The organism is Micromonospora sp. CA-244673, from assembly GCF_050948395.1.
Taxonomy (GTDB): Bacteria; Actinomycetota; Actinomycetes; order Mycobacteriales; family Micromonosporaceae; genus Micromonospora.
On record NZ_CP192019.1, the window covers coordinates 700,242 to 713,124 of the forward strand.

At 72.7% G+C, this 12,883-nt stretch carries 12 protein-coding genes and 1 tRNA gene; 9 read left to right on the forward strand and 4 right to left on the reverse strand.

Features of this window, described 5'->3' with window-relative positions; translation table 11 throughout:
* The first annotated feature begins 61 nt into the window (after window positions 1-61).
* Window positions 62-1,864: a methionine--tRNA ligase gene (gene metG / locus ACQP12_RS03560; RefSeq protein WP_433284990.1), complete on the forward strand. Its 1,803-nt coding sequence runs from the start codon at window positions 62-64 to the stop codon at window positions 1,862-1,864.
* Window positions 1,865-1,922: 58 nt separating this feature from the next.
* Here the strand turns inward: metG and ACQP12_RS03565 are convergent, their stop codons facing one another.
* Window positions 1,923-2,774, reverse strand: coding sequence for an alpha/beta fold hydrolase (locus tag ACQP12_RS03565; protein ID WP_357940753.1), 852 nt, complete (start codon window positions 2,772-2,774; stop codon window positions 1,923-1,925).
* A gap of 58 nt (window positions 2,775-2,832) precedes the next feature.
* Window positions 2,833-4,071 (reverse strand): hypothetical protein, encoded by a 1,239-nt coding sequence (locus ACQP12_RS03570; RefSeq protein WP_357940755.1) that lies wholly within the window; start codon window positions 4,069-4,071, stop codon window positions 2,833-2,835.
* 82 nt (window positions 4,072-4,153) lie between these two features.
* On the opposite strand from ACQP12_RS03570, the gene ACQP12_RS03575 reads away from it, so the two are divergent.
* The 6 genes from ACQP12_RS03575 to ACQP12_RS03600 all read left to right on the forward strand — a co-directional run bounded on the left by ACQP12_RS03575 (window position 4,154) and on the right by ACQP12_RS03600 (window position 10,031).
* Entirely contained in the window at window positions 4,154-5,050 is an 897-nt protein-coding gene (locus ACQP12_RS03575; protein ID WP_433284993.1) for a TatD family hydrolase, read from the forward strand.
* Between the two features lie 13 nt (window positions 5,051-5,063).
* Window positions 5,064-5,933: a 16S rRNA (adenine(1518)-N(6)/adenine(1519)-N(6))-dimethyltransferase RsmA gene (gene rsmA / locus ACQP12_RS03580; protein WP_357940759.1), complete on the forward strand. Its 870-nt coding sequence runs from the start codon at window positions 5,064-5,066 to the stop codon at window positions 5,931-5,933.
* An 83-nt stretch (window positions 5,934-6,016) separates the two neighbouring features.
* Window positions 6,017-6,970, forward strand: coding sequence for a 4-(cytidine 5'-diphospho)-2-C-methyl-D-erythritol kinase (locus tag ACQP12_RS03585; protein ID WP_433284995.1), 954 nt, complete (start codon window positions 6,017-6,019; stop codon window positions 6,968-6,970).
* A gap of 122 nt (window positions 6,971-7,092) precedes the next feature.
* Complete coding sequence (locus tag ACQP12_RS03590; RefSeq protein WP_433284997.1) at window positions 7,093-8,892, forward strand: ABC-F family ATP-binding cassette domain-containing protein; 1,800 nt, start codon at window positions 7,093-7,095, stop codon at window positions 8,890-8,892.
* 94 nt (window positions 8,893-8,986) lie between these two features.
* Window positions 8,987-9,442 carry a DUF4383 domain-containing protein gene (locus ACQP12_RS03595; protein WP_357940765.1) on the forward strand — a complete coding sequence of 152 codons (456 nt, stop codon included), beginning with the start codon at window positions 8,987-8,989 and terminating at the stop codon, window positions 9,440-9,442.
* 115 nt (window positions 9,443-9,557) lie between these two features.
* Window positions 9,558-10,031 (forward strand): DUF4383 domain-containing protein, encoded by a 474-nt coding sequence (locus ACQP12_RS03600; RefSeq protein ID WP_433285000.1) that lies wholly within the window; start codon window positions 9,558-9,560, stop codon window positions 10,029-10,031.
* 6 nt (window positions 10,032-10,037) lie between these two features.
* Here the strand turns inward: ACQP12_RS03600 and ACQP12_RS03605 are convergent, their stop codons facing one another.
* Window positions 10,038-10,721: a TetR/AcrR family transcriptional regulator gene (locus tag ACQP12_RS03605; RefSeq protein WP_357940769.1), complete on the reverse strand. Its 684-nt coding sequence runs from the start codon at window positions 10,719-10,721 to the stop codon at window positions 10,038-10,040.
* A 40-nt stretch (window positions 10,722-10,761) separates the two neighbouring features.
* Complete coding sequence (locus ACQP12_RS03610; RefSeq protein ID WP_357940771.1) at window positions 10,762-11,733, reverse strand: acyl-CoA desaturase; 972 nt, start codon at window positions 11,731-11,733, stop codon at window positions 10,762-10,764.
* A gap of 120 nt (window positions 11,734-11,853) precedes the next feature.
* Here ACQP12_RS03610 and ACQP12_RS03615 point away from each other — a divergent pair, with 120 nt between their 5' ends.
* Both ACQP12_RS03615 and ACQP12_RS03620 read left to right on the forward strand, forming a co-directional pair.
* Entirely contained in the window at window positions 11,854-12,714 is an 861-nt protein-coding gene (locus ACQP12_RS03615) for a helix-turn-helix domain-containing protein (RefSeq protein WP_433285003.1), read from the forward strand.
* Between the two features lie 15 nt (window positions 12,715-12,729).
* A tRNA-Gln gene (locus ACQP12_RS03620) sits at window positions 12,730-12,801 on the forward strand.
* Window positions 12,802-12,883 lie beyond the last annotated feature (82 nt).

Genomic DNA, 12,883 nt, shown 5'->3' on the forward strand with positions numbered 1-12,883 from the left:
CCCGTGGGACGCGCCCTATTGGTTCGCCGGTGCCCCGCGGCACTCACTAGGCTTGGCGCTCATGAGTCACGTTCTCGCCGCGGTCGCCTGGCCCTACGCCAACGGCCCGCGCCACATCGGCCACGTATCCGGATTCGGCGTTCCCTCCGACGTCTTCGCCCGGTACATGCGGATGGCCGGTCACGACGTGCTCATGGTCTCCGGCACCGACGAGCACGGCACCCCGATCCAGGTGCAGGCCGACGCCGAGGGGGTCACCCCGCGCGAGCTGGCCGACCGCTACAACCGGGTGATCGCCGAGGACCTGCGGGCGCTGGGCCTGTCGTACGACCTGTTCACCCGGACCACCACCCGCAACCACTACGCCGTGGTGCAGGAGCTGTTCGAGGGGCTCCACCGCAACGGCTACATCGTCCCCAAGGTGACCACCGGGGCGATCTCCCCGTCCACCGGCCGGACCCTGCCCGACCGCTACATCGAGGGCACCTGCCCGATCTGCGGCTACGACAGCGCCCGCGGCGACCAGTGCGACAACTGCGGCAACCAGCTCGACCCGATCGACCTGATCAACCCCAAGTCGAAGATCAACGGCGAGACGCCGGAGTTCGTCGAGACCGAGCACTTCTTCCTGGACCTGCCCGCCCTGGCCGACGCGCTGCGGCAGTGGCTGGACAACCGGGAGGGCTGGCGCCCCAACGTGCTCCGGTTCTCCCGCAACCTGCTCGACGACCTCCAGCCCCGGGCCATCACCCGCGACCTGGAGTGGGGCGTGCCCATCCCGCTCGACGGCTGGCGCGACCGGCCCGACAAGCGGATCTACGTCTGGTTCGACGCGGTCATCGGCTACCTGTCGGCCTCCATCGAGTGGGCCCGCCGCAGCGGCGACCCCGAGGCCTGGCGTAAGTGGTGGTCCGCCGACGGCGAGGGCAAGGACGCCCGGGGCTACTACTTCATGGGCAAGGACAACATCGTCTTCCACTCGGTGATCTGGCCGGCGCTGCTCGGCGGCTACTCCGGCGAGGGCTCCCGGGACGGCGAGCCCGGCCGGCTGGGCCGGCTCAACCTGCCCACCGAGGTCGTCTCCAGCGAATACCTGACCATGGAGGGCCGGAAGTTCTCCTCCTCCCGCAAGGTCGTCATCTACGTCCGGGACTTCCTGGAGCGGTACGACGCCGACGCGCTGCGCTACTTCATCGCGGTGGCCGGCCCGGAGAGCAACGACACCGACTTCACCTGGGCCGAGTTCCTCCGCCGCAACAACGACGAGCTGGTCGCCGGCTGGGGCAACCTGGTCAACCGGTCCATCTCGATGGCGGCGAAGAACTTCGGCGCGATCCCGCCGGTCGACCCGGCCGGGCTCACCGACGCCGACCGGGCCCTGCTGGAGACCGCCCGGGCGGGCTTCGTCACCGTCGGCGACCTGATCGCCCGGCACCGGCAGAAGCAGGCCATCGGCGAGGCCATGAAGGTCGTCGCCGAGGCCAACAAGTACCTGTCCGAGCAGGCGCCCTGGAAGCTCAAGGGCGAGGAGGACAAGCCGCGGATGGGCACCATCCTGCACGTCGCCCTCCAGGTGGTCAGCGACGCCAACACGCTGCTCACGCCGTTCCTGCCGCACGCCGCCCAGAAGATCCACGAGCTGCTCGGCGGCACCGGGGTGCACGCGCCCATGCCGGTGATCGAGGAGGTCGAGGACCTCGACGGCGGGCCGGCGTACCCGGTGCTGACCGGTGACTACACGGTCGGGGCGCGCTGGGAGTCCGTACCCCTGGAGGCGGGCCGGCCGCTCGCGGCGCCGAAGCCGGTGTTCCGCAAGCTCGACCCGTCGATCGTCGACGAGGAACTGGCCCGGCTGGCCGGCTGAGCCGACCGACGCACGACGCGGCCCCGGGGGTGTCCCCGGGGCCGTCGCCGTCGGTGGCTCAGGCGCGGGCCATGCTCGGCGCGCCGATGAACTCCATGATCGCCTTGTTGACCTCGGTGGGGTGGGTCCACGGCGTGCCGTGCGGCGCCCCCTTCAAGGTGATCATCTGGCAGTTGGGGAGCATGTGCTGCAACCGCTGGCCGGTGACCGGGTAGGGCAGGACGTTGTCCTTGTCGCCCTGGATGATCAGCACGGGGATGTTGATGTTCGGCAGGTCGCCCCGGAAGTCCGTGAGCCAGGCGTCCACGGAGTCGTGGGTGCCCTTCGCCGACGCCCGCGCGCCGATTTCCCAGTGCGCCCGGTACGCCTCCTCGCTGACCCATTTGCCCTTGTTCTCGCTGTAGTTGAAGAAGGCGTCGCAGAACTGGGTCAGGTAGGCGAACCGGTCCTGGATGATGGCCGCCTTGAACCCCTCGAACAGGCTCTTGTCGACACCCTCCGGATTGTCGGCCGTCTTCAGCAGGAACGGCGCCAACGGGGCCATCAGCACCGCCCGGTCCACCCGGTCCGACCCGTACGCCCCGAGGTAGCGGGTCACCTCGCCGGTGCCCATCGAGTGCCCGATCAGGATCGCATTGCGCAGGTCCAACTCGGTCATCAGCACGTCGAGGTCGGCCGAGAAGGTGTTGTAGTCGTAGCCGAACGCCGGTTGGGCGGAGTTGCCGAATCCCCGCCGGTCGTACGTGATCACCCGGTATCCGGCCGCGAGCAGCGGGTTGGCCATCTTCTCCCAGGTCGCCCCGTTGAACGGGAACCCGTGGATCAGGACGATCGGCTGGCCGGAGCCGTGATCCTCGTAGTAGAGGTCGATGGGTGCGGAATTCTCCGTACCGACGGTGACGAAAGGCATGTCGGGTTCTCCCCTTGCGTGCGTCTCGGACGCCCGCGCTTTCCCCGCCCGTCCCCCGTTATGCCGTCCGGTAGGGCAGATCCACCACCCGGTCGTCGGTCAGCTCGGCGCCCGGCGCCCACGTCTCGTAGACGCCCCGCTCGTGGCACTGCGCGCCGGTGGTGGCCACCGCGTCCGGATCGGGCCGGCACAGCCGCAGCCGCAGCCAGCCCGCCTCCTCGCGGAGCACTAGGCAGGGCACCCCGCGCCAGGCGGCGTAGCGCAGCCGGCGGGCCGCCGACTCCACCGGGTAGCGGGCCGCCCGGGTCATGGCCAGCACCCGGAACCCGCCGGGCTGGTCGGCCACCGCCTCGTACTCCATGCCGCCGTACCCGCCGACGAGCCGGGTGGAGCGGGGCGCGTCGCTGGTCGGCACGTACTCCTGGTCGGGGGAGAGGCCGGGCACCGCGGCGAGCAGGTGCCGCCACTGCGGGCCGACCATGCGCAGCCAGCCCCGCTGCTCCGCCTGGTAGGTGTAGAGCACCACCTCCACCCCCTCCGCCGGGTAGGCGAGCAGGGTGGCGTTGGCCGGCATCGGCAGGTCGGCGAAGTCGCGGGTGACGAACTCCGGGACGAGCTGGGCGTTGCTCGGCACGAACCCGGTGCCCAGCACCGGCGGCCCGAGCCGGTCCCGCGGCGCCAGCGCGGTCAGCCCTCGGTGTGACGGGCCGACCGGCACGTCGTAGTCGGCCGGGTCGGTGGCGCGCCAGCGCAGCGCGTACGCCACGTCGCCGCCCTCCGAGTCGCCGCGCAGCACCGCCATCCCCGCCGGGGTGCGCAGGTGCGCCACGTCGTGCTCCCGGTGGCAGAAGCCGTGCGGCAGCCAGCCCCGCACGTAGCCGGCGAGCTGGCGGGCGGAGAGCACCTTCACCATCCGGGTGCCCGGCCGGATCACCGCCGAGCCGCGCACCGCCGCGAGGGTCGGGTCGCCGGCCGCACCCGGCTGCTGGCTGAGCTGGTGCAGGTACGCCCAGCCGTGCTCCCGGTGCAGGGGCATGAGCAGCGGCGGGTCGGGGTCCTCCGTCGGCTCGGCCGCCCCGTGCACGGCGCTCACCTCGGTGACGTGCACGAACTTCCGCCACGGGTACGCCACCCCGGGCCGGGGCGCCCACTCGAACCCGGGCGCCTCGTCGGCGCTGAACAGCTCGTACGCCGCGCCCCGGGCGATCTCCTCCGCGGGGTGGACGCGGCCGTCGTACGTCACGCGCAGCCCGGTCCGCTCGGGGGCGGCCTCGCCGGCCTGAGGAGTGACGGTCACGCACCGGACCGTAGGCGTGGCAGATGTGGTGCACGTGAACAGTCGGTGGCGGTCCGGAAACGCCGGCCCCCGGCGGTGTGTGATGCTGGCCGCGATGAGCGAGCAGACCGAAACCCGCAAGCAGCGCGCCGCCCGCCGGGCCGGTGAGTTCCCGCCCGCACCGGAGCCGCTGGCGGTGCCCGTGCTGGACAGCCACACCCACCTCGACATCACGGTCAGCGAGGCCGGCGTACCCGGGGGACCCGCCGACGACCCGGTGGGCGCGGCCGTCGCGGTGGCCGCCGGCGTCGGCGTGGACCGGCTCGTGCAGGTCGGCGTCGACGTCGAGTCGTCCCGGTGGGGCGCCGACGTGGCGGAGCGCTACGGCGCGGTCCTGGCCACCGTGGCGCTGCACCCGAACGAGGCGCCCCGCCTGGCCGACCTGGACGAGGCGCTGCGCGAGATCGAGGCGCTCGCCGGCCGCGCCCGGGTCCGCGGCGTCGGCGAGACCGGTATGGACTTCTTCCGCACCGGCGACGAGGGGCGGGCCGCGCAGGAGGAGAGCTTCCGGGCGCACATCGCCATCGCCAAGCGGCACGCCAAGGCGCTGGTCATCCACGACCGGGACGCGCACGCCGACGTGCTGCGGATCCTCGACGACGAGGGCGCCCCGGACACCGTGGTGCTGCACTGCTTCTCCGGCGACGCCGACTTCGCCCGCGAGTGCGTCCGCCGGGGCTACCTGCTCAGCTTCGCCGGCACGGTCACCTTCGGCAGCGCCACGGCGCTCCGCGAGGCCGCCGCGGTCACCCCGCCCGGGCAGCTGCTCGTGGAGACCGACGCGCCGTACCTCACCCCCATGCCGCACCGGGGGCGGCCGAACGCCTCGTACCTCATCCCGCTGACCGTGCGGTTCCTGGCCGAGACCACCGGCGCCGACCTCGACGAGCTGTGCGCGGCCATCTCCGCGACCGGCGAGCGCGCCTTCGGGCCGTGGTGAAAGGATGCCCGGCGTGACCGGACTCCTCGGCCCGGCGGAGATCCGGGAACTCGCCGCGCGGCTCGGCGTGACACCGACCAAGAAGCTCGGCCAGAACTTCGTGCACGACCCCAACACGGTCCGCCGGATCGTCACCACCGCCGGGCTCGCACCGGACGACGTGGCGCTGGAGGTCGGCCCCGGGCTCGGCTCGCTCACCCTGGCCCTGCTCCCGGTGGCCGCGCACGTGCACGCCGTGGAACTCGACCCCGCCCTGGCCGCCGCGCTGCCGGAGACCGCCGCCCGGTTCGCGGGCCCGGACGCCGCCCGGCTCACCGTGCACCCCGCCGACGCGCTGCGGGTCACCGCCGCCGAGCTGGCCGACCCGGCGCCGACCGCGCTGGTGGCGAACCTGCCGTACAACGTGGCCGTGCCGGTGGTGCTGCACCTGCTCGCCGAGCTGCCCACCCTGCGCCACGGCCTGGTGATGGTGCAGAAGGAGGTCGCCGACCGGCTCGTCGCCGGTCCCGGCTCCAAGGTGTACGGCATCCCGTCGGTGAAACTCGCCTGGTACGCCCGCTCCCGCGCCGCCGGCAAGGTCCCGCCGAACGTCTTCTGGCCGGTGCCGAACGTCGACTCCGGGCTGGTCGCCTTCACCCGGCGCGAGCCGCCCCGCCCCGACGTACCCCGGGAGGCCGTCTTCGCGGTGGTCGACGCGGCGTTCGCGCAGCGCCGCAAGACCCTGCGCGCCGCCCTCGCCGGCTGGGCCGGCGGCGCGGACCGGGCCGCCGCGGCGCTCACCGCCGCCGGCGTCGACCCCGGCGCACGCGGCGAGTCACTCACCGTGGAGCAGTTCGCCGCGATCGCCGCGTCGGCCCCGGCCGCTTCCGCGGTCGCCCAGTAGGCTGGCGCCGTTGCCGACCCCGCCGAGGAGCTGACCGTGCAGAAGCCGTTCGACATCCGCCTGCGCCCGCGGGACATCGTCCCGTGACCGAGGCCTGGCGACCGGACGACGAGGACGGGCAGCGGCGCGGGGCCAGCGGCCCGGTGAAGGTGCGGGTGCCGGCCAAGGTCAACCTGCACCTCGGGGTGGGCCCGCTGCGCCGGGACGGCTACCACGAGCTGAACACCGTCTACCACGCCATCTCCATCTACGACGAGCTGACCGCCCGCCGCGGCGACACGCTGACCCTCACCATGGAGGGCGAGGGCGCCGGTGAGCTGGCCCTGGACGACACCAACCTGGTGATCCGGGCCGCCCACGCCCTCGCCGGCTACGCGGGCGTCCTGCCGCACGCCCGGCTGCACCTGCGCAAGCAGATCCCGCTCGCCGGCGGGCTGGCCGGCGGCAGCGCCGACGCGGCCGCCGCGCTGGTCGCCTGCGACGCGCTCTGGGGCACCGGGCTGTCCCGCGACGAACTGGCCGGGATCGCCGCCGACCTCGGCTCCGACGTGCCGTTCCTGATCCACGGCGGCACCGCGCTGGGCACCGGGCGGGGCGAGGCGGTCAGCCCGGTGCTGGCCCGCCCGACCTCCTGGCACTGGGTGGTGGCCCTCGCCGATGGCGGCCTCTCGACCCCGGCCGCCTACCGGGAGCTGGACCGGCTCCGCGACGCCGGCACCGCGGGGGAGCCGCTGGGCAGCACCGACACCCTGCTGGGCGCGCTGCGCCAACGCGACCCGCGGGTGCTCGCCGCGGCCCTCGGCAACGACCTCCAGGCCGCCGCGCTGACCATGCGCCCGTCGCTGGCCGAGACGCTCAAGGCGGGCGAGGCGGCCGGGGCGCTCGCCGGCCTCGTCTCCGGCTCGGGCCCGACCTGCGTCTTCCTCGCCACCGACGAGGCGCACGCCGGCCGGATCGCCGCCGACCTGTCCGCCGCCGGCGTCTGCCGGGACGCGCGGGTCGCGCACGGGCCGGTCCCCGGCGCCCGCATCGTCTGAGTCCTCCGGCCCGCCGACCCGGTGTCGATCATGGTTGGCGGGCGGCGCGCCGCGCGGTCCGCGTACCCTTGACGGCGGGCGTCCCGGGCACCGGGGCGCCTTGATCATGAAAGGGTGGCTCCGTGGCCAACATCGTCAACCTGGACCGGGTGTCCAAGGGGTACGGCGCCGCCGGGCCGCTGCTCACCGACGTCTCGCTCGGCCTCGACGACGCCGACCGGGTCGGCGTCGTCGGCCTCAACGGCGCCGGCAAGTCCACCCTGCTGCGCCTGCTCACCAAGCAGGAGGACCCCGACGACGGCCGCGTCACCCACCGCCGCGACCTGCGGGTCTCCTGGCTGCCGCAGAACCTGACCCTGGCCCCCGAGGCCACCGTCCGGGACGTGGTGCTCGGCACCGCCTGGCTCGGCCAGAGCATGGGCGCCGAGCACGAGTGGGCCGGCGACGCCGGCGTCCGGGCCATCCTCGACGGCCTCGGCATGCCCCACCTCGGCCTCGACGCGCCCGTCGGGACGATGTCCGGCGGCGAACGCCGCCGCGTCGCGCTCGCCGCCCTGCTGGTCCGCGACGCCGACCTGCTCATCCTCGACGAGCCCACCAACCACCTCGACGTCGGCGGCGTCGACTGGCTGGCCCGGCACCTCGTCACCCGCAAGGGCGCGCTCGTCGTGGTCACCCACGACCGCTGGTTCCTCGACGCCGTCTGCACCACCACCTGGGAGGTCGCCGACCAGACCGTCCGGGCCTACGAGGGCGGCTTCGCCGCCTGGACCCTGGCCCGCATCGAGCGGCAGCGCGTCGCCGCCGCCACCGAGGCCCGCCGGCAGAACCTGCTCCGCAAGGAGATCGCCTGGCTGCGCCGCGGCCCGCCCGCGCGTACCTCCAAGCCGAAGTTCCGGATCGACGCCGCCAACGCGATCATCGCCGACGTGCCGGAACCCCGCGACACCATGTCGCTGCAACGGCTCGCCACCGCCCGGCTCGGCAAGCAGGTGTACGACCTCGACCAGGTCACCCTGCACGCCGGCCCGAAGGAGATCCTGCACGGCACCACCTGGCAGGTCGGCCCCGGCGACCGCGTCGCCATCCTCGGCCGCAACGGCGCCGGCAAGACCACCCTGCTGCGGATGCTCGCCGGAGTGACCCGCCCCGACGGCGGGCGGTTCGCCGCCGGGCAGACCGTACGCCCCGCGTTCCTCTCCCAGGAACTCGCCGAACTCCCCGGCCACCTGCGCGTCCTCGAAGCCGTCGAGGAGGTGGCCCGGCGGGTGCAACTCGGCGACCGGGAGATCAGCGCCGCGCAGCTCGCCGAGGTCTTCGGCTTCGACGACCGGCGGCTCTGGACCCCGGTCAGCGACCTCTCCGGCGGCGAGCGCCGCCGGCTCCAGATGCTGCGGCTGCTCGCCGGCGAACCCAACGTGCTCCTCCTCGACGAGCCCACCAACGACCTCGACACCGACACCCTCGCCGCGCTGGAGGACCTGCTCGACTCCTGGCCCGGCACGATCGTCGTGGCCAGCCACGACCGCTACCTGATCGAGCGCGTCACCGACGTCGCGTACGGCATGTTCGGCGACGGCCGGCTGGTGCACCTCCCCGGCGGCGTCGACGAGTACCTGGCCCGCGCCGCCGCGCACGGCGGCCCCGCGCCCGCGGACCTCACCCCGGCCGCGGGCGCCCCGGCCCGCGAGGGCATGTCCGCCGCCGAGGTACGCACCGCCAAGAAGGAGCTCAGCCGGCTGGAACGGCAGATCGCCAAGCTCGAACAGAAGGAGGCGACGCTGCACGAGCGGCTCGCCGCGAACGCCACCGACTACGCCAAGGTCGCCGAGCTGGACGCCCAGCTCAAGGAGGTCCGGGCCGAACGGGACCGCACCGAGGAGGCCTGGCTGGCCCTCGCCGAGGAACTGCCGGCCGGCTGACCCCGACCCGGGGTGGGGGGTGTGCGGCGTCACTGACGGGCGTGCGGGACAATCGCAGGCGACCCCTCTTCCGTTCGGTCTTGGAGACGCACAGATGGCCCACACCCCCGTCAACCACCCCGCGCGGCCTGTCTACCGGGCGATCGGCGGGCTCGTTGGTCTGTACTTCGTCGTCTTCGGCGTGCTCGGCATCATCGCCAGCGCCGGCAACGACGTCCTCGCCCAGGACGACACCAAGGTCCTCGGCCAGGGCACCAACCTCGGCTTGTCGATGCTCGCGATCCTGCTCGGCGCCGCGATCCTGGTCGGCACCGCGATCGGCCGCAACCTCGACGTGGCGATCAACCAGTGGCTGGCCTACGTCCTGATGGTCCTCGGCCTGGCCGAGCTGGCGTTCCTCCACACCGACGCCAACGTCTTCAACTTCTCGATCATGACCGTCATCGTGGTGCTCACGCTCTCCCTGGTGCTCCTGATGGTCGGCATGTACGGCAAGGTCGGCACCGACGACGAGCACGAGGCCTGGCAGAAGGCCCGGCTGGTGCTCTGACCCGCAGCCACCCCCGAAGGCCCGGCGCCCGCCGGGCCTTCGGCGTTTTCCGGGGACGGGACCGGGTAACTCGGGGGACAATTGCGCCAAATCAGTCAGCAGACCGGAGGCTCCCATGGCGCACTTCCCGGTGAACCACCCCGCACGGCCGCTCTACCGGGTGCTGTCCGGGCTCATCGGCCTCTACATCCTGGTATTCGGCGTCTACGGGGTCTTCGAAACCTGGGGCGACGGACTCTTCAGCCGGGAGAACACCACGGCCCTCGGCCTCCGCACCAACCTGGCGTTCTCCCTGGTCTCCGTGGTGTTCGGCGCCTTCCTGCTGATCGGCGCGTCCCGCCGCGACAACCTCGGCCACTACATGAACCTGACCGCCGGGGCGGTCTTCCTGGTCACCGGCATCCTCATGATGGCCGTGCTGCAGACGTCGGCGAACTTCCTCAACTTCTCGATGTCCACCGTGCTCATCTCGCTGGTGTTCGGGCTGATCCTGCTCGCCACCGGCCTCTACGACAAGGTCGGGACGGACGAGCACGCCGCGGACGAGCGACGCCGCCGCGAGCACCCCGTCGCCGACGCCCACCGCTGAACCGGCTCAGCCCCGCTTACGGACGGTGATCAGACCCGGCTTCGCCTCCAGGTGCGACAGGCCGTTCCAGGCCAGGTTCACCAGGTGCGCCGCCACCGTCTCCTTCCGCGGCTTGCGCACCTCCAACCACCAGCGCCCGGTCAACGCCACCATGCCCACCAGCGCCTGCGAATAGAGCTCCGCCAACTTCGGGTCGTAACCCCGGCTGGAGAACTCGGCGCCCAGAATGTGCTCCACCTGGTGCGCCACGTCGTTCATCACGCTGCTGAAATTTCCCGTCGCCGACATCAACGGCGACTCCCGGACCAGCACCCGGAACCCGCTGGTCTCCTCCTCGATGTACGTCAGCAGGGTCAACGCAGCCTGCTCCAGCAACTCCCGCGGATGCCCCGCCGTCAACGCCGTGGTGATCCGGTCCAGCAGCGAGCGGACCTCCCGGTCCACCACCACCGCGTAGAGCCCCTCCTTGCCGCCGAAATGCTCGTAGACCACCGGCTTGGAGACCTTCGCCCGGGCCGACACCTCCTCGATCGAGGTCGCGTCGAACCCCCGCTCGGCGAAGATCTGCCGCGCGATCGAGATCAACTGCTCGCGCCGCTGGGTCGCGGACATCCGTACCCGGGAGGGCTTCGCCGCCGGGACGGCCCGCCGGCGGGCGGTGCTGGCGTCGCTGCCGGGAACGTCGGTCACCCGGCCCATCCTGCCAAACCCGCCCCAGCCGATCGACCGGTCACCGCGCCGGCCGGCCGCGCACCCGCCCCGGCTCCACCAGCTTCGCCGTGATCCGCTCCGGTTTCGGCCACCGCACCGACCACGCCGCACCGACCTTCTCCAGCAGCCAGATCACCCGCGCCGACGGATCGACCTGCCCGCGCAGCACCCCGTGCCGCGCGCTGGTCGGCTCGGCGTGGTGCAGGTTGTGCCAGCTCTCCCCGAACGACAGCAACGCCAGCGGCCAGAAGTTCGACGCCCGGTCACCCTGCCGCACCGCGAACGGGCGCTCACCGTAGACGTGGCACACCGAGTTGATCGACCAGGTGACGTGGTGCAGCAGCGCGATCCGGACCAGCCCGCCCCAGAAGAACGCCGTCAACGCGCCCTGCCACGACCCGGTGAGCAGCCCGCCCATCGCCGCCGGCCCCAGCACCGAGACCACCACCAGCACCGGGAACAGCCGGTCCACGCGGCGGGTGATCGGATCGGCGAGCAGATCCGGTGCGAACCGCTCCCGGTTCGACAACTCCCGGTTGAACAGCCACCCGACGTGCGCGTGGAACAGCCCCCTGGCCAGCCCGCCGACGCTCTCCCCGAACCGCCACGGCGAGTGCGGGTCGCCCTCCTGGTCGGAGAACGCGTGATGCCGCCGGTGGTCGGCCACCCACTGGATGATCTCGCCCTGCACGGCGAACGAACCCGCCACCGCCAGGGCCGCCCGCAGCCACGGTTTCGCCTTGAACGAGCCGTGCGTGAAGTAGCGGTGGTAGCCGACGGTGATGCCGAGTCCGGACAGCACGTACCAGAACCCGGCCACCAGCACGTCGGTCCAGCCCAGCCAACCGCCCCAGGCCACCGGCACGGCGGCCAGCAGGGCGAGGAACGGGACGGCCACGAAGGCCCACAGGGCGATCAGGATGCCGCGGGACTGGTGGCCCTGGGTAAGTGGCTTCGGGCCGCTCTCCGGGCCGGTCAGGGTGGTCGACATGGCACCTCCCAGCGGTACGGGCTACGCCTACGTCACCGTAACCAGGAACGGGCCGGACCGCAGCGGACACGTCACTCCGTCGATGGCCGACCTGTCGTACGCCAGTCCTAACCTGTCGAAGTGACCGACCCGCTCGCCGCCGAGGCGCGCCGCCTGCGCGTCGAGGAACAGCTTTCCGTCGCGCAGATCCAGGCCCGCCTGGGCATCGGCCGCGACCGGGCCTACGCGCTGCTGCGCGGCGTCCCGCCACCCGAGTGGACCCGGCGGCCCCGGGCCCGTGACGCGGCCCGCGCCGAAGCCGAGCGGCTAGGGGGCGAGGGGCGGTCGGTCACCGAGATCGCGGCGCAGCTCGGCATCGCCAAGTCGACCGCGTACCAGTGGGTGCGGCACCTGCCGTTGAACCCGGACGAGGCGACGGCCGAGCGGCGGCGGGCGCATTCGAAGGCGATGACGGACGCCCGCTGGGGCGCGCACCGGCAGGCGCGCGACGCGGCCCGGGCGGCGGAACACGAGCGTGCGGCCGGTGTGGTCGGCGCGCTCGACGAACGTGACCTGCTGGTGCTCGGCGCGGCGATCTACTGGTGCGAGGGGGCCAAGGCGAAACCGTGGCGCCCGGCTGTGACCATGCAGTTCGTCAACAGTGATCCCGGCCTGCTGGCCCTCTTCCTCCGGTTCCTCGAGGTGTGCGGCGTCGACCCGACAGTGCCGACCTACCGGGTGAGCATCCATGAGTCGGCCGATGCGGAGGCGGCGGTCCGGTGGTGGGCGGATCGGCTCCGACTTCCCGCCGACCGGTTCCGTCGGTCGGTGCTCAAACGGCACAACCCGACCACGGTGCGCCGGAACACCGGCGACGACTACCACGGCTGTCTGGTGATCACGGTGCCCCGTAGCCGCGCGCTCTACTGGCGGATCGAAGGTATGATCGCCGAGCTGTTCCGGATCGCGGACGATACGGGGACCCAAAAAGAGGGGCCGTAGGTCTTGACGCGGCAATGGGGTGTGGGGTAACGGCAACCCGCAGGCCTTTGGAGCCTTGAGCTCCTGGTTCGAATCCAGGCACCCCAGCTCCCCGTCAATCGCACGCGAGATGACGGCATTTGTGTGGCCAGATGCGAATTGCAGCGAGCCGCGTGGTTAGCATGGCCGC

Bases quoted from the DNA above. Each gene is read 5' to 3' on its own strand.
- metG (WP_433284990.1), top strand. From the start codon at position 62: ATGAGTCACGTTCTCGCCGCGGTCGCCTGGCCCTACGCCAACGGCCCG.
- ACQP12_RS03565 (WP_357940753.1), bottom strand. From the start codon at position 2,774: ATGCCTTTCGTCACCGTCGGTACGGAGAATTCCGCACCCATCGACCTC.
- ACQP12_RS03575 (WP_433284993.1), top strand. From the start codon at position 4,154: ATGCTGGCCGCGATGAGCGAGCAGACCGAAACCCGCAAGCAGCGCGCC.
- ACQP12_RS03595 (WP_357940765.1), top strand. From the start codon at position 8,987: ATGGCCCACACCCCCGTCAACCACCCCGCGCGGCCTGTCTACCGGGCG.
- ACQP12_RS03600 (WP_433285000.1), top strand. From the start codon at position 9,558: ATGGCGCACTTCCCGGTGAACCACCCCGCACGGCCGCTCTACCGGGTG.
- ACQP12_RS03610 (WP_357940771.1), bottom strand. From the start codon at position 11,733: ATGTCGACCACCCTGACCGGCCCGGAGAGCGGCCCGAAGCCACTTACC.